Below are 15533 nucleotides of genomic sequence, written 5' to 3' on the forward strand. Positions count from 1 at the left end.
GACATGTTCGGCAAGCCTAGGGCCGCGACTACCCAGATGCCAGCCTGCGAAGCCTAGTTTCTGACGCCTGATAAGCCTGACTGGCTTATGTGAATAATGAACCTCAGTTCGTGCGTCATTTCGCCGCGGGACACCGTTGATCGTCACGACTGCGCCACACACAGTCACATCAACGCAGCACCTCCACCACCCAAAGGTGCCAGCAACCGCCCTCAAATTGGCCCGGTCCGACCACCACCTCCACCTTCGGCTGCGCGTGTGTAACCGGCTGCCACAGAGGGTAGTTTTCTCACCGAACGTATAACTGACGATCACATTCGATCACCGTTGCGGCCGGCCCACCAGGCCCGCCGAAATGAGGTGAAGCGAGTGACGACCGGATTCGCGATCTTCCTCATCGCCGCGGGCGCAACCCTCCGCTATGCGTTGTCCTATCGGTTGACCGGCATCGACCTGCGGGTCCTCGGTTCGATCATCATGCTGGCCGGCGGAGCGACGCTGATCGTCTGCCTCGGGCGCGGTCTGCGTCCGCCGCGCCGCCGCCGGCCGGCCGCGGTCGCCGCGACTCTTCCGCTTCCTCCCTTTCCCCCGCGTCCCCCCTCGGTGGATGGCACGACCGATCGGTTCTGGCCGCGGGCCGACGCTGAAGGATTCGGGACAGAGGAGCCAACCGGATTTCGTTTCCCGGCCGGTGGACCACCCCCGGACCACCATCCCCACCCGGGGATCCCCGCCGGGTGGGAGGACCTCGGCCCCAGCGGTTTCCCCGGCCCCGCCGGGCCGGTCGACGGCACCGGGTGCCCCCACGAAGGTGGTCCCGAGTGGTGGGGTGCCGGAGAGAGTCCGCCCCGCTCAGACGTCGCACCGGGGTGGTGCGACACCGGCCCGGGCCTGGCCGCGCCGCAAGGTGGCGGGCCCGCCGTGGGCGGCCCAGGCCGCGTCGAGGAGCCCGGCGAGCCCGCCCGTCACCTGCCTCCCAGAGCCGGGTGGCACCCCGACGACGCGGGCTGGCCCGACGAGACGCGCCGCCCGGCGGGCTGACGGCATGTGCCGATCCCAACAGGTGCCGATGACCACAGGTGGCCGATCACAGCAGGTGAAGGGCACGCGCCCGGTGGACGGCGTCCCGGCGCCTGGCGACGTCCAGCTTGCGGTAGATGCTCTTGAGGTGCGTCTTGACGGTGTTCACCGACACGTACATCTCGGCCGCGATCTCCGCGGTGGTGAGCATCGTGGGCAGGTAGCTGAGCACCGCGAGCTCACGCTCGCTGAGCCGTTCGGCCGGCTCCGGCAGATGCCCCCCACCGCCCGGGCGCGGCCCCCCGCCCGCCGGACCGCCCCCGGCGGCACCCCGACGCCGGGCGCCCCCGGCGTCGCCCCCGCCCCCGCCCTCGGCGCGCCACGGCCCGCGGGGCGACCCGAGCCCACCCGCACCACCCAGCCCGCTCGCACCATCCGCACCATCCGCACCACCCAGCTCGCCCGCACCACCCGCACCGCCACCGACGACGCCGCCACCGCTGCTGCCGCGGCTGGGCCCGCCGACGCCGCCGCCAGGCCCGACGCCGCCGGGCGGCCTGGCCCCGGCCGCCGGCACCGCGGTCCACGACCGCTGCGACGTCGGCGCGGCCGGTGCCGGCACGACGACATCAGGCCCGACCGCCCGGGACGGCGTCGTGGGCCGCGGCGCCATGAACCGCGACCGGGCGGCCACCGGCCGCGGCCCGGACGATCGGGACGACTCCGACCGGGTGAGGACGGCGACGAAGGCGGGATGGGCGTCGGCCAGCCCGGGATGGGCGAGCACCATCGCCAACGCCTCCGGCCCCGCGTCGAGGAACGGTGCCACCATGCCCTCGTCGGCGGCGAGCGCCACCGCCCGGGCGAGCAGGCCACCGGCGCGGGCGTGGTCGTCGCGCCGGGCGGCCGCGACCGCGCCGAGCACGCACGCCGCGACGAGTCCCGCACCGCCGTCGCCGGCCCGCAGCAGCGGGCCGAGCGCCTCCTCAGCCACGGGCACGTCGGCGCAGGCCAGGGCGCAACGCGCCAGCGCGAGCTGAATCTGCGGGTCGGTGGCCGCCCGATCGCCGTCGCGCAGCAGCAGCCGGCGGGCCGCCTCCGGGTTGCCGGCGGCGACGAGCAGGTCCGCCTCGGCCGCCCGCCGGGCCGCCACACACAGCGGCGGCGTCGGGCCGGTCCTGGCGACGGCCAGCATCCGCCGGGCCGAACGCACCTCGTCGGGTGATCCGTCGAGCAGCCGCAGCCGCGCGGCGCAGACCGCCGCGATCTCGGCGAGGAACGCGGGGTGGGCCGGCGTGATCGTCATGCGCGCCGCGCCCAGCCACCGGTCCGCCTCGGCCGGCTCCGCACGCTGCAGACGGACCAGCACAGCGGCCAGGTACGCCTCGGGGAGTCCGGGGGCGCCCCACCGCTCGCGATGACGCGCCCCGCCCGGGAGGCCGGTCGCCGCGTCGGGCGGACCGGTCGTCGGGCCGAGCACCGCGCGCAACTGGCTCTCCCCCTGGCGCAGCCGACCGCGCAGCGCGTACTGGAGCGCGAGGGCCCCCAGGCAGGAAACCTCGACGCCGTCGAGCCCGGCCCGCCGGGCCACCTCGGCGCCCTCGCGCAGCAGGCCGGCGGCCACGGACAACCGGCCGAGCCACAGCTCCCCCCGGCCCCGCGCGCACAACGCCAGCGCGCGTGCCCGCTCGTCGGGCGCCCGCACGGGCCGCGACGGCGCCCGCTCAGCCGCGGCCCGCTCGATCACGGCCCGCTCCGCCGCGTCGTCCGGATCACCCCCGGACGCCCGCGCCGGTCCGGTGGCGGCTCCCGGCCGTGGCGCCGCCGCGGCGGGCGCGTCGCCAGCGGGCCCGGAACGTTGCAGCCGCCGGGCCGCGGTGATCATCGCCGCGGGCTCCCCGGCGAGCTCGGCCCGGTACGCCTCCACGGTGTCGATGCGGTCGACGAGCGTCCGGCGGCGGGCGGCCGCCGGGCCCGAACCGGCCGCGGGCAGCTGCGCCCGCGCCGAGGCCAGGCTGACCGAACCGGCCTCCAGCCGGCCGTCGCGCAGCTGCCCGACGGCCAGGACGAGATCACACTCGGCTGACAGCCCCGCCGCCGTGGTGGGCAGCCCGGCGACGAGGGCACCGAGCTCGGGCGAACGTCCGAACAGGACGTCCACCAGTGCCGGGCCGTCGACGAGCAGGCAGGCGAGGTACCGCCAGTCACCGGCCCGCGACGCGTGGCGGGCGGCGTCGGGGGTGTGGTCGTTCGCGGCGAACCAGAGAGCTGCGCGGAGGTCGAGCTCGCGGGGATCCTCCTGCGGGTCGCGCCCGAGCACCCCGCGCAGCATCGACGCGAACATCCGGTGGAACCGGTACCACTCCTGCGTGGTCCCGGCCGCGGGCTCCAGGGTGGGGCGGTACTCCGGGCGACCGTCCGGCAGCGCGGCGACGGCCGCCGGGAACGGACCGCCCAGCCCGCCGTCCGGGAGGTCGCCGCCGTCCGGGAGGTCGCCGCCGCCGTGGTGAGCTGTCGCGGCGGGCCCGTCCAGCAGCCGGATCAGGAAGCCGCCCGTGCGCGCGAGCTCGCCGAGCAGGTGCGCGGACGTCTGGGTCGACGTCTGGGTCGACGTCTGGGCGGGCATCTGGGTCGACGTCGGCGCGGACGCGGGCGCCACCGCGGAGACGGCGTGGGCGAGCGGGGCGCTGATCCGCTCCAGCACGCTCGTCCGGAGCAGGAAACGCCGGACGGGTTCCGGGTACTCCGCCAGCACCTCGGCGTGGAGGAACTCGGCGATGGCCGCCCGCGCCGCGCGGGACGGGTCGAGCTCGGGCGGCAGCGCGGCGTTCCCCGCGCGCTCGGCGTCGTGGTCCGGGGCCGCGTCGGCCGGCCCGCGGGTTCCGGTCGAGACCGCGCTCGCCGCGGCCAGCCGCAGGCCGACCGCCCACCCCTCGGTGGCCCGCCGCAGCTGGGCAGCCACGCCGGGCGGGACGCGCAGGCCGTGGGCGGCGAGCAGCTCCGCGGTCTCCGCTGTGGTGAAGGCCAGCTCCGCCGGGCCGATCTCGGTGACCCTGCCCTCGGCACGCAGGCGGTGCACCCGCAGGATCGGCGCCCGGCCGGCCAGAACGAGGCGCAGCCGGCCCTCGCCCTCGCTCGCGAGCAGTTCGAGCCCGGCGAGGTCGTCGGGATCCCGGACGAGGTGCGCGTCGTCGAGGATCAGCACCGCCGGGGCCGGCAGTTCGGCGAGCCGGTTGACCAGCTCCCGCCGGAAGCGCTCCGGACAGGTCCGGGCGTTCGCGGCGATCAGGCGCACCAGCTGGTCCCCGGGGGGCAGGCCGGCGTCCCGGATGAGACCGCGCAGGATCTGCGCCCACAGTGACACGGGCGGGCCGGGCCGCCGCGTCGTGCTCCGCGCCAACGGCAACGACGACAGCGAGGACGAGGACGATCCCGGCTGTGACAGCGACAGCATCGGGTCGACGCGCAGCCAGACCACCGGGTGGGCGGGCCGGCCCGAGCGCGCCCAGTCGGCGAGCGCCATCGTCTTGCCGGCGCCGGCCGGCGCGCACACCACGGTCAGCGGCCGGTCGACGGCCTCGTCGAACAGCGCCAGCAGCCGCGGCCGGGCGACATGCGGAGCGGCCGGGCGTGGCGGGACCAGCCTCGTCCCCAGTACAGGCAGGTCGTCGGCCGGCGACGGCTGGAAACGGGGCCGTGACCGGAGGACGGCGTCGGCTCCTCCGAGCCGGGCGCCCTCGCCGACCCCGTTCCAGGGCAGGGCGAAACCGGGCATTCCAGGACAATCTTCCGGTTCGTCCGCGCCAGCCACGCGCTCACCCCCCACTTCCCCGAACTCAGGGTAGTGGTACAGCTACTCCGCGAGACCAGCAACCGGGCGTGCGCGGTGTCGGGAAGAAGTCGGCGCCGGCCTCAGGACGCGCGCGCGGCTCGTCGGGCCGAACTCGACGCGCGCAGCGCCGAGCCCGCGGTCGCCACGAAGAGGACGTCGAACGCCATCTGGACGGTGACGACACCCCGGGCGGCCTGCCCCGTGGCGTGCACATCCCCGAAGCCGACCGTGGTCAGCACGGTGACGGCGAAGTAGAGCGCGTCGGTCTTCGTCCGGATACCGGAGATCTGGGCGGACGCACCCACCGCCAGCGCGTAGTAGGCGGTGGCGAACAGGACCACGGTCACGCAGATGCCGGCGAACAACCACTGCGCGCGGGCCCGCGGGACGGAGACGTGCCGGGTGGAGACCACCTGCCGGGCGAGCAGGCACCCGGTCACGATCAGGGCGAGGACGAACAGCCCCACCCGGAGCGGGAGCCACCGCCCAGTGCCGCCGCCGTAGACGGGCAGGGCGTAGAACGCCGTCAGGCACCCGGCCAGGATCGCCGCCGCGATCGCACCCATCCGGCGGGCGGACGGTTCCGGGGGCGGGCCCGGCAAGGGCCTCACTCCCGGAACCGTCCGTCCGGTGTCGTGCGATGGAGGTCCACCGCTCATACCTGGCCGCCCGGGCCCGCGCGCGCGTCAGGCGGCGCAGTCCGAGCACACCACCCGGCGTGGGTCGGCCAGCTGGCTGCGGTGCTGCACCAGGAAGCAGCTCGTGCAGGTGAACTCGTCCGCCTGCCGGGGCAGCACCCGCAGCGCGAGCTCTTCGTCCCTGACCTCGGCGTCGGGCAGGTCAAGCTCCGCCTCGAGCGCGTCCATGTCGTCGCCGAGGTCAGCCGCCGCTCCGGCGCGCTGTGCCTTGAGCGTCTCCAGGCTCTGCTCCTGGAGCTCGTCCTCCTCGACATCCGTACTTCGCCGAGCGTCGAAGTCACGAGCCATGCGTCTCCTTACCTTCCCTCATCCTCACAGACCGCGGCCTGTCGCCACCGGCGTCGACCCGAACCCCCGGATCGATCATGAACGGTACCCGAAAGACATCGGCTGATCACAATAAGCAGTGGCTCTGGCCAGAGAAGTGGGCGACAAGCAGATGTCCGCGTTCCCCGTACCTGGAGCCGGTACCCACGGCCACCAGTTCGGAACGCGGATCTCCAGAGCCGCCCGAAGGATACGGGCCGAGGAGTGTCCGCACCAAGCAGGGGCAGCCCGGCGCGGTGTCACTCCCGCCACACTTGGACGCTCCGGGCCACTGGGACGGCCCCGCGATGACCGGCCCCGTCGGCACGATCGGCCCGCCGTGCGACAAACCGGACCGCCGCGGCGACCGGCCGCGCACCGCCCGTCGGTGGTGGGAACGGCTCGGGTGGCTCGGCGACAGCCGGACGGCCTCGGCGACAGCCAGGCGATCTCACCGGCGATCTCAGCGGTCGCCGCGGCATCTCAGCGCGATCAGAGGTACGCGATCAGAGGTAGAGGCCGGTCAGCCCGTCGTCGAGCCGCTCGGCCGCCACGGCGTGCACGTCACGCTCGCGCATGAGGATGTAGGTGGTCGAGTGCAGCTCGACCTCGGCGCGGTCCTCCGGGTCGTAGAGCACCCGGTCGGCCACCTGGATCGTGCGCACCGCCGTGCCGATGGCCACCACGTCGGCCCACGCCAGCCGCTTGCCCATCTGCGCGGTGGCCGGGATCACGATGCCGGCCTTCGAACGCCGGTCCGCGGAATCCTCCCGCGGCCGCACCAAAACCCGATCATGAAGGAGCCGGATGGGCAGCGAACCACCGGACATGTCGATGCCGGCAGCGCCCCCGACACCGTTGACATCGCCGGAAACTACGCTCACACGCTCGGACCCTACTCGTCCACGGCGGCGGGACCGACCCGATGCTTCCGATTTCCCGGCGGGCCGGGCCGGGCGGTGCCGGCGGGGCCGTCCCACCGGGAAATCAAACGACCCGGCGCCGGCGGTGACCCGGGGGATCCCACCCCGGCGTGCCGGTCGCCCGGCCGCCGCCGGATCATCCACCGCGCTCCCGCCCGCGATCAGGTACACCGCGCCGACACACAGCTGAATCCCACGTCTTACCCCCACCCGCGAACACAGGCATATCAACCAGCCCGGATGGGGAATGCCACCTCAACGCGGTATAAGCTGCCGCCCATCACAGCCCGGCCCAACACGGCCGGCGCTGAGAGGCGCCGGGGGGGAGCCCGGCCTCCAGGAGAAGCGTCCGCGTCGGAAGCCAGGTAACCGTCGACACGCACGAGCCGAGAGATGGGGCAAACCAATGGCGCTGAGAATCAGTGTGGACCTTGAGGGCCTACGCTGGGCGGACCTCTTCCGGTTCGTCGATCTCGCTCGAAACGGCGGCATCGGACCAGAGGACCAGGTCGATGTCATCACGTACGGCAGTGACCCGATGTCGGTGAGCCTCTCCGCGCGGATCTACCCGGCCTCCGACGGATTCCTGTCGACCGAGCAGCCGGAGATCGGTTCGGGTGAGGGCCTGCGCGGATCGACACCGCTGTCGATCGGTTCCGGAAGCACCGGGGCGGGGCCGGGCTTCGGTTACGACGGCGCTCCCGAGCGCGCCGCCTCGTCCAATGGCAACCACTATCCGGCGTTCGACAACGGATCGGAGCGCCCGCAGTCCGCGGCCGGCAACCTGCCGTCGTACGGGCCAGCCGGTTATGACGGCCAGCAGGAACGGGGCACACCGCCGCCCCCGCCGCCCCCGAGCGGCACCCACTACCCGGCCTTCGACGGCCAGAACGATCGCATGCCCGGCCAGAACGGCCAGTTCGCCGGCTTCGAGCCGGTCTTCGACCGCTCGCAGGGCGGCAAGGACACCAGCGGTGCCGCGGGGGTGGAGAGTCCCTACATCGAGGAGTTCGCGCGGCTCCAGGAGGGTCTGATGCGCCAGGTCCGCCGGGACGGCGAGGTCCGACCCGATCGCACCTGACGCCAACCGGCCGGGTTATGGCCCATCCGGGCCTGACTGAGGCCACCACACGCGGGCGCTGCGTGACCGGAGCATCGACGGAGCGCACCGCAATCGCCACCCTGTCGCGACGGGTGCACGCAGCACTCGCTATCCGTGGAAACCGTCGACGCGCATAGTGAGGACAAGGTCACCAGTTACCCGCAGTGGTGGTGCCCCCCGCACGTTTCCGCCCGCAATGGTGCATGCTGCCTTCGATGGAGGATCCGCGCGTAGTCGACGTCGAGCGGTACCACGGTCAGCTGCGCTCGGAACTCGAGATGATCGCGAACGGACCGGTACTGGCCGGCCCTCGGATCGTCGAACACATCAATTCACTGATCACACTGATTGACCTGCACCAACCGAACGAGTTCGACCTCTGCCTGAGCTGCGACCGGCTCTGGCCCTGCGCGACCGTCGTCGCCATCACCGGTGAGCTCGCGGCCACCGAGGACGAGGTGGCGCCCCGCCCGCTGCCGCAGGCCCCGGCGACCCGGTCCAGCGATGGACGCCAGGCGGACGCGCGACCGGTCGACCCCCGCCACGCGCCAGCCGGCGGCCCCGCCGACCAGCGTCGGCCGGACCTTCGCCCGGCCGCGCCGCCACCGTTCGACACGGGCTCCTACTCCACCACCACGCAGACCAGTACCGGCCAGTCGACGATGCCGCACGAGCTGCCTCGGGCCACCGACCCGGCCCGGCAGCGCGGCGCCCCCGGCCCGGCGGACGAGCCGATGGCCGCGCCCAGGCCGACCGGGCCGCACCGCATGCCGCCGCCGCCCTCGATGCCGCCGCCCGGGACGCGCCCGCCGGCCGCGGTTCCGCCGGCCGCGGCCGCGGCCACCGGTGGGATGCCCGCCGGTGGCGGCCCGCGGACGGGCGGCATGCCCATGAGCAACGGAGCGCCCGCCCGCACCCCCGTCTTCGGCGATCCGCTGGCCGGTATCCGCCGCCCGGGCGCCGGCATGCCGCCGCGTGTCAGCGGTGGCCCGCCCGGCGAGCACGCCCCGCCCACCCGGCCGGGACCGCCCCCCGCCGACACCGGCCGCCGTTCCGCCCCGCCCGGACTCCAGCCACCGGGACTTCAACCACCCGGGCTCCAGCCACCCGGACTTCAACCACCGGGACTCCAACCACCCGGGCTCCAGCCCCCGGGGTTCCAGGCGGCCGGGCCGCCGCCGGGCACCGGCGGGCAGCCGGGACGTCCGATGTCGGCCCCCGGCTTCGAGCGAGCTCCCGACCAGCGCGACCAGCAACTTCCCGGCCCGGGTGGCCGGCCCGTGCCCGGGTTCGGCCGCCCGAGCGGGCCGCCCGGCTATTACGGGCAGCCCGCCCACACCGGGCAGCACACTCAAAACGGTCAGCACACTCCGAACGGGCAGCAGAGCCCGAACGGGCAGCCTGGCTACAACGGCCAACCCGGTTACAACGGCCAACCCGGCACCGGGCAGCCCGGGTATGCCGGGCAGCCCGGCCAGGGCCGGCAGCCGGGCCAGGCCGGATATCAGGGCCCGGTGGAGCAGTCCGGCCCGATGGCACGGCCCGGCCTCTTCGGCCAGCCCGCGGTGGCGGGCCCGGGGCGGCCCACCGGCCCGGTTCCCACCGGGCTCGGCGACCGCATGCCCGGGCGGGCCCAGCACCCGGCCGATCCGTCCCGTTCCCAGCCCCACCCGGCACAGCCCCAGCACGCGCAGTCTCAGCCCGCGCAACCTCAGCACGCGGCCGGCTCGGGCCGGCCCGAGCCGTCGCGGGCTCCGGCCCGCCCCGACGGTGTCGAGGCCCCGGCGGCCCAGGCCGAGTCCTTCTCGGTGCCGGCGTCCCGGCAGGCGCCGCCGATCTCCGGCCCGGTCGAGATGCTGCCCGCCAGCATCGCCGCCGCCCGGGCCGCGGAGCTGGCGCGCGGGCAGGCCGCCGCCGCGGCCGGACCACCCCCGCCGCGGCATCCCGACATCGTCCGCGGTCCCGAGCGGGGAACCCGGCCGCCCGTCGGACGGCTCACCTCCGACCCGGCGCGACCGCGCGGCCGGCACGCGGGCCCCGACCAGCCGCGGCCCCAGGGCTCCCCGTGGAGCAGTCAGGCCGCCGAGCAACGCCGTCCCATCTCCGTGGACGACTCCTGGGCCGGCGTCGGGCGCGGCCAGAACGGCGACGGCGGCCAGCCCGGCCAAGGCGGTCAGAACGGCCAAGGCGGTCAGAACGGCCAAGGCGGTCAGAACGGCCACGGCGGTCAGAACGGCCACGGTGGCCAGTACCAGAACGGCCAGCACCAGCCCAACGGTCAGCGGGGTCCGGGGTCGGGGCGTCCCGAACCCGGCGCGGGCGGCGGCCTGGACCGTTCCGGCCCGACGAACCGGGGCCCCGGCACCGGCCGTGACCAGGGCCCGGACCCGTCGCTGAGCCCCGAGGTGGAGGCGGTCACCAGAGCATGGCTCGCGCGCAAGGACTCGGTGCTCGACGGCATCGACGTCATCTGACACGACCGCGCCGGTGCGGTCGTGGACGGTCACGGCGAGTCGCTACCGTTCCCGTGCCGGACCCGGGCCAGGCTGTGTCTCGCGTCTCCGGTCTGGCAGGACCACGCCAATCAGGTTTGAGGTCCACGCGGAGGTGGGAGGAACGCGACGCCGGGCTCGGCCGTGGCAACGCGGGCGGACCGGAAACGGACAACCGCCCGGAAGGTGATGTGTGGCCGAAGCTCTGACCGCCGGCTTCGACCTGCCCGCTGACCCTCGGGCGGCTGGGCGTGCCCGCGGGCTGGTCGCTGATCTGCTTGTGTCGTGGGGCTGTGAGAACGCCGCCGAAGTCGCGAAACTGCTGGTCAGCGAGGTCGTCACGAACGCCGTCCGTTATGTGGGGGCCCGTGAGGTGTTGCGCGTCTCGGTCGAGTGCCGCGGCGAGCGGGTCCGGGTCGCCGTGAGTGACGGAAGCTCGCTGCGCCCGGTACTCAAGGCCGCCCAGGACGACGACGAGTCCGGCCGGGGGATGCAGCTCGTCGCCGCGCTCGCCAGCCGATGGGGCGTCGTCGACGATCCGCCCTCGACCGGCCCGGGCAAACAGGTCTGGTTCGAACTCCCGGCCGTCCGCGAGACGGCGACCCTCGGCTGCGTCCTGAGATGATCCGGCCGCGTCCGCGAGGCCCGGCCGCGTCCTGAGATGATTCCGCCGCGCGGCGGGTCAGTCCCGGTGATCCGCTCGGTCCGCCTCGTCATCCGGCCGGCCGGCGATCAGGTCGAAGAGCCTGTCCCGGCGTGGCCGCCAGCGGACGGCGAACCGGGCCGCGCGTCGGGCGGCCCGCTCGGCCTTGCGTGACCCCTCGGGGTAGCGCCGGTGCGCCCAGGCCGAGCCCGGCCGGGCCAGCCGGACCGCGCCGACCACCGCGACCAGCGGGATGAGCAGGCCGACGACACCGAAGCCGACGCGCCCCTTGAGGAAGCTGCAGCTCACGGCCACGATGTTGATGCCGAGCACGATGATGAGGTCCCACAGCGCGAGGTGGTCCCCGGTGTCGAGGCCGTCGACACCCAGCGGGGTCGCGCCGACGATCAGCAGTCCCGTGAACGCGGCACCGAGGATGACCGCGTCCACCGACATCCGGCCCTGTTCCGACCAGTAGACGTCCTTCAGCCGCAGCACCAGCGCGAACTCGTCGAGGATGAGCGCCGCGCCCACGCCGAACAGAATCGCCAGCAGATCCCACCAGGGCGACCGCCCGCCCGCGGGCGAGAAGGCACCCACGCCGGCGAGCAGGACGAAGGCGATGCCGAAGACCGTGTGGTGGACGTGCACCCCGCCGACCGCGACGTTGCCCGGCCACCAGCGCACGCCCGCGCGGATCATCCGGACGCTGAGCCGGATGAGCAGGAACGTGAGGATGAACGCTACGAGGAGCGCCAGCAACGGCTGCTTGCCGGGCTCGACGATCACCCGGTCGTAGCCACGTGACAACGCCGCCCACATCGCGTCCCGCCTCTCCCGCCCACGGACCGCACACCGGCCCACCACCGCACAGCGCACCGCGACGCGACCCCACCGGCAAGCAGCCGGACCGTCACGGCACGTCACGATCGATGCCGGTCCAGTGTGCGGCCACTCCCCCGCGATCCGATGACGCCCGCCTTCGACCACGCCCGGCGGCCGTCCGGCGACCCGGATTCGCGACACCATGCCACCATTCGGCCATAGTGCGGCGAAATCTCCGGGGGGAGGTGGATGATGGCGACGTATCAGCAGCCAGGTGGCGACGGGGCGTCACGATTGGGGGCGGCATGCCGATGCCGACGCAGGTCTCTCTGGAAACAGCGCTACTCATCGAGGTCGACGGCGGTCTGCTCGTCCACACCGACGACCCGGCGGGCCCCCGGTTCCCGGGTGGCCCCGCCCAGCCGGGCGAGTCGTCCCGGGACGCCGCCGAGCGGCTGCTGCGCGCCACCCTGCCCACGACCGGACGGCCCGTCTTCGCGGGCTGCGTCGAGCACGGCGGGGCGGGCGGGACGACGTCCGCGCACACCCCGCACACCCTCACCGTGCTCTACGCCGTCACCCTCGGGCCGGCGGAGTTCGCCGCCGGGCACCCGCCCGCGCCGGGGCTGACGCTGGTCCGCCCCTACGAGAGCGACTCCGGGCCCGCGTTCACGGTCCAACCGCCCGCGGTCGGCCACGCGGCGATGTCCTGGTGGGCCGATCGGTGGCCGTCCTGGCGTGGGCTCGCGGTCGCGGACGCCGAGCCCTGGTGGACCGGGCTGCGCCAGTCGGTGCGGACCCTGCGGGCGCAGCTCACCGCCCGCCGCGAGGACGTCCGGGGCGAGGCGTTCCGGGACGCCGCGGTGGCGATGTGCGCGCTGGTCGCGGCCGCCGACGGGCGCGTCGACCCCGCCGAGCGCGACGCGATGGCCGCCGCCATCCAGGCCGAGGACGTGCTGGCGGACTACCCGCGGGCCGACCTGGAGCTGCTGTTCGATCTGCACGTCGCCCGGCTGCGTTCGGATCTCGCCGCCGGCCGGCGCGCGGCCCTGCGCGAGATCGGCAAGGTCCGCGGTGACCCGGCCCGCTCGTGGGCGGTGCTGCGCATCGGGGCGGTGATCGGCCGGGCCGACGGGTACTTCGATCCGGCCGAGCGGCGGGTCGTCCAGGACGCCGCCGACACGCTGGGGCTCCGCTCGGGCGCGCTCGCCGTCCAGGCGGTGGGGCGATGAACCCGGCCGACCCCGCCGGACAACCGCGGCCGGGCCGGTCGCTGCACGCCCGGGTCTTCCTGACCTTCGGCGATCTCGTGGTCGTCGCCAACCATCGCGGCCAGCCCTGGTTCTTCCTGCTCGGCGGGCACGTCCCACCGGGCGGGGGCGTGGAGGAGGTGCTGCACCAGGTGCTGCGCCGGACCGCCGGCTTCGAGGTGCGCTCCCTCGACTTCGTCGGCGGCGTCGAGCACCTCGAACCCGCGGGCGGGACGTCCCAGCGGATCGACGTGATCTTCGCGGGGGCCGTGCCGCGCTACGCGGAGTTCGGCAGCCGGCTCGACGACATCGACATCGTCACCCTCCGGCCGTCCCGGCTCCGGTCCGTCGAGTTCCGCCCGGCCCGCGTCGGGCGGGTTATCACCGACTGGCTGACCGACCGCGAGCCCCGCTGGTACACCGACGGGGGGTCGGCGCACCCCACGGACGGGTCTACCCGCTGAGTCCCCCGCCACGGCCGCCGCCTCCCCCGGCCGCCGCCGCGGCGGCGGAACCCCGCAGGCCCGTTACGGCCATCCAACCGTCACCTCCCGGGCACTTCACAGGGAGCATACGGGCACGTCACAGTGTGTCCGACAGGCATCGGACGGGGTTGCGGGGGGATGACCGCGCCATGGCGCGGCCCGTGCGCCGCGCTGTCCTGTCCGTCCTCGGCCCCCGGTCCGCGACCTTGCTCGACCAACCGCACAATGAAACACGTTCAGGTGTCGTTCAGGCGTGCGTCGTAGCGTGAGCGGCGAGGCTTCCGGACACTGGGGGTAGACATCGAGATCCCGGTCGCGCTGAATGTCCCGGTGGCGCTGAACGCAGACAACGCCGCGGTCGCACCGCTTGTTCCCGGTCCGACCCTGCCCCGGCACCGACGGTCCGGCGAGCGCGGGGCTCCCGTACCCGGCGAGCGTCCGCCGACCGGCCAAACGGGTCCCACCGGCACCACGCCGGGTGGCGTGCCCGCGGTGTTCGGCGGGGTCGACGCCACCGGTGCCGCGGCCGTCGCGGTGGAGCTCACCCGGACCCCCCGCCGACTCGGCCCGCGCCGGACACGCCTGCGTGTCCTGGCCGCCGTCGGCGTCGTCGGCATCGTCGGCGCGCTCGTCGGCACCCGGTTCCGCTCGGACGTCCTCGGCACCCTCTCCGACGTCCCCGCGCCGCGCTGGCACTGGCTCGTGGCCTGCCTGATCGCCTCGGTGCTCTTCTACGTCGCGCACGGCGTGAGCGTGCGGGCGGCGAGCGGGCTGCGGATGAGCCTGGGCACGGCCACCGCCTCCCAGCTCGCCGCGGCGGCGGCGAACAGAGTCGTCCCGGCCGGCCTGGGCGCCATCGCCGTACACCTGCGCTTCCTGGAACGCCGGGGGATGACCCGGCCCGCCGCGGTGGCCGCCGTGGCGTCCATCAAGGGCGCCGCGATCCTCCTCCACCTGGCCGGAATCGCGCTCGTCGCCGGCACCCTGCGCGGCTCCGGCGTCGGCGAGGCGGTGACCGCGCCCGTCCGGATGACGGTGAACGGGATCGGGGCCGGCCCCGTCGCGGCCGGGCTCGCCGTGGTCGGCGCGGGAGTCGGCACCGCCGTCGCGCACCCGCGGGTGCGCACGAGGCTGCGGCCCGCGCTGCGCGGCTTCCGCGCGCACCTGGGGGTCCTCGCCCGCTCGCCCTGGCGGACGATCGTGCTCGTGACCAGCACCGCCGCCACGAAGGCCGCGCAGGTCATGGGCCTGGCCTGTGCGGTGTGGTCGTTCGAGAGCGGGCTGAGTATCGCCTCGATCACCGCCGTCTACCTGGTCGGCTCGGCCGTCGCCGGCGCCGCGCCGACAGCCGGCAGCGTCGGAGCCATCGAGCCGGCGCTCGCCATCGGGCTCACCGCGTCGGGTGGCACGGCGGCGACCATGTTCGCCGCGGTCCTGGTCTTCCGTCTGATCAGCTACTGGCTGCCGATCCTGCCCGGGGTGACCGCACTCGCGATGATGCGCCGCCGCGGTGACCTCTGAGACCGGCGGCTGAGTGCCTGTCCTGGATCTTTGTTTCGTGTGCTGAGTGTGGTCTGTTCCTGATCTTCTCGGTGTGGCGGGCTGGGCTGGCGGGGTGGGCTGGTCAGGGTCCGGACATGGCGCGATCGCACCGGTATCCGTCGGATCTGTCCGACCAGGAGTGGGCCCACGTGCAGCCGTTGCTGCCTCCGGCACCGAAGGACGGCCGGCCCGAGAAACACGACCGGCGTGACATCGTGGACGCGATCCTCTACGTGACCCACAACGGGATCGTGTGGCGGGCGCTGCCNGCGGACTTCCCGCCGTGGAAGACGGTCTACGGGTTCTTCGAGCGGTGGAGGAAGAAAGGCGTCACGATCACGGTCCATGACGGGCTGCGTGACGAGGTCCGCCATGCTGAGGGCCGCGGCACAGCGCCGACCGCCGGGGTGATCGA

12 protein-coding genes and 1 pseudogene are annotated in these 15533 nt (G+C 74.5%); 8 read left to right on the forward strand and 5 right to left on the reverse strand.

Going from position 1 to position 15533, the window contains the following annotated elements; genetic code table 11:
- Positions 1-369: 369 nt before the first annotated feature.
- Positions 370-1041 (forward strand): hypothetical protein, encoded by a 672-nt coding sequence (locus tag B056_RS35945; protein ID WP_035750969.1) that lies wholly within the window; start codon positions 370-372, stop codon positions 1039-1041.
- Positions 1042-1087: 46 nt separating this feature from the next.
- On the opposite strand, the gene B056_RS0109480 is transcribed toward B056_RS35945, so the two are convergent.
- The 4 genes from B056_RS0109480 to B056_RS0109495 all read right to left on the reverse strand — a co-directional run bounded on the left by B056_RS0109480 (position 1088) and on the right by B056_RS0109495 (position 6740).
- Positions 1088-4795: a LuxR family transcriptional regulator gene (locus B056_RS0109480; protein ID WP_018501629.1), complete on the reverse strand. Its 3708-nt coding sequence runs from the start codon at positions 4793-4795 to the stop codon at positions 1088-1090.
- A 137-nt stretch (positions 4796-4932) separates the two neighbouring features.
- Positions 4933-5418: a potassium channel family protein gene (locus B056_RS0109485; protein WP_018501630.1), complete on the reverse strand. Its 486-nt coding sequence runs from the start codon at positions 5416-5418 to the stop codon at positions 4933-4935.
- Positions 5419-5538: 120 nt separating this feature from the next.
- A complete protein-coding gene (locus B056_RS0109490) occupies positions 5539-5838 on the reverse strand; it encodes a DUF4193 family protein (protein WP_018501631.1) in 300 nt (99 codons plus the stop codon).
- A 524-nt stretch (positions 5839-6362) separates the two neighbouring features.
- On the reverse strand, positions 6363-6740 hold the full coding sequence (locus tag B056_RS0109495) for a GroES family chaperonin (RefSeq protein WP_020572415.1): 378 nt from the start codon (positions 6738-6740) through the stop codon (positions 6363-6365).
- A gap of 445 nt (positions 6741-7185) precedes the next feature.
- Here B056_RS0109495 and B056_RS0109500 point away from each other — a divergent pair, with 445 nt between their 5' ends.
- The 3 genes from B056_RS0109500 to B056_RS0109510 all read left to right on the forward strand — a co-directional run bounded on the left by B056_RS0109500 (position 7186) and on the right by B056_RS0109510 (position 10998).
- Entirely contained in the window at positions 7186-7860 is a 675-nt protein-coding gene (locus B056_RS0109500; RefSeq protein WP_018501633.1) for a hypothetical protein, read from the forward strand.
- Positions 7861-8096: 236 nt separating this feature from the next.
- Complete coding sequence (locus B056_RS42610; protein ID WP_026239508.1) at positions 8097-10355, forward strand: polyadenylate binding domain-containing protein; 2259 nt, start codon at positions 8097-8099, stop codon at positions 10353-10355.
- Between the two features lie 211 nt (positions 10356-10566).
- Positions 10567-10998: an ATP-binding protein gene (locus tag B056_RS0109510; protein WP_018501634.1), complete on the forward strand. Its 432-nt coding sequence runs from the start codon at positions 10567-10569 to the stop codon at positions 10996-10998.
- Positions 10999-11055: 57 nt separating this feature from the next.
- Here B056_RS0109510 and B056_RS0109515 read toward each other — a convergent pair whose 3' ends face one another.
- A complete protein-coding gene (locus B056_RS0109515; RefSeq protein ID WP_018501635.1) occupies positions 11056-11838 on the reverse strand; it encodes a hypothetical protein in 783 nt (260 codons plus the stop codon).
- A 308-nt stretch (positions 11839-12146) separates the two neighbouring features.
- On the opposite strand from B056_RS0109515, the gene B056_RS0109520 reads away from it, so the two are divergent.
- From B056_RS0109520 to B056_RS0109535, 4 genes and pseudogenes are all read left to right on the forward strand, one after another.
- The gene (locus tag B056_RS0109520; protein WP_018501636.1) at positions 12147-13073 is read left to right on the forward strand and encodes a TerB family tellurite resistance protein; all 927 of its coding nucleotides are present in this window, start codon (positions 12147-12149) and stop codon (positions 13071-13073) included.
- Complete coding sequence (locus tag B056_RS0109525; RefSeq protein WP_018501637.1) at positions 13070-13555, forward strand: NUDIX hydrolase; 486 nt, start codon at positions 13070-13072, stop codon at positions 13553-13555. The genes B056_RS0109520 and B056_RS0109525 overlap by 4 nt, the downstream gene beginning before the upstream one ends.
- Before the next feature lie 504 nt (positions 13556-14059).
- A complete protein-coding gene (locus B056_RS0109530) occupies positions 14060-15097 on the forward strand; it encodes a lysylphosphatidylglycerol synthase transmembrane domain-containing protein (RefSeq protein ID WP_020572416.1) in 1038 nt (345 codons plus the stop codon).
- A gap of 116 nt (positions 15098-15213) precedes the next feature.
- Positions 15214-15533: pseudogene (locus tag B056_RS0109535) on the forward strand (transposase); the annotation flags it as partial.

Source organism: Parafrankia discariae (assembly GCF_000373365.1).
Classification (GTDB): domain Bacteria; phylum Actinomycetota; class Actinomycetes; order Frankiales; family Frankiaceae; genus Parafrankia; species Parafrankia discariae.

What these genes read in the sequence shown, in the direction of transcription:
- B056_RS0109525 (WP_018501637.1), top strand. Translation starts at nt 13,070, where the DNA reads ATGAACCCGGCCGACCCCGCCGGACAACCGCGGCCGGGCCGGTCGCTG.
- B056_RS0109480 (WP_018501629.1), bottom strand. Translation starts at nt 4,795, where the DNA reads ATGCCCGGTTTCGCCCTGCCCTGGAACGGGGTCGGCGAGGGCGCCCGG.
- B056_RS0109515 (WP_018501635.1), bottom strand. Translation starts at nt 11,838, where the DNA reads ATGTGGGCGGCGTTGTCACGTGGCTACGACCGGGTGATCGTCGAGCCC.
- B056_RS0109485 (WP_018501630.1), bottom strand. Translation starts at nt 5,418, where the DNA reads ATGGGTGCGATCGCGGCGGCGATCCTGGCCGGGTGCCTGACGGCGTTC.
- B056_RS0109500 (WP_018501633.1), top strand. Translation starts at nt 7,186, where the DNA reads ATGGCGCTGAGAATCAGTGTGGACCTTGAGGGCCTACGCTGGGCGGAC.
- B056_RS0109490 (WP_018501631.1), bottom strand. Translation starts at nt 5,838, where the DNA reads ATGGCTCGTGACTTCGACGCTCGGCGAAGTACGGATGTCGAGGAGGAC.
- B056_RS42610 (WP_026239508.1), top strand. Translation starts at nt 8,097, where the DNA reads ATGGAGGATCCGCGCGTAGTCGACGTCGAGCGGTACCACGGTCAGCTG.
- B056_RS0109520 (WP_018501636.1), top strand. Translation starts at nt 12,147, where the DNA reads ATGCCGATGCCGACGCAGGTCTCTCTGGAAACAGCGCTACTCATCGAG.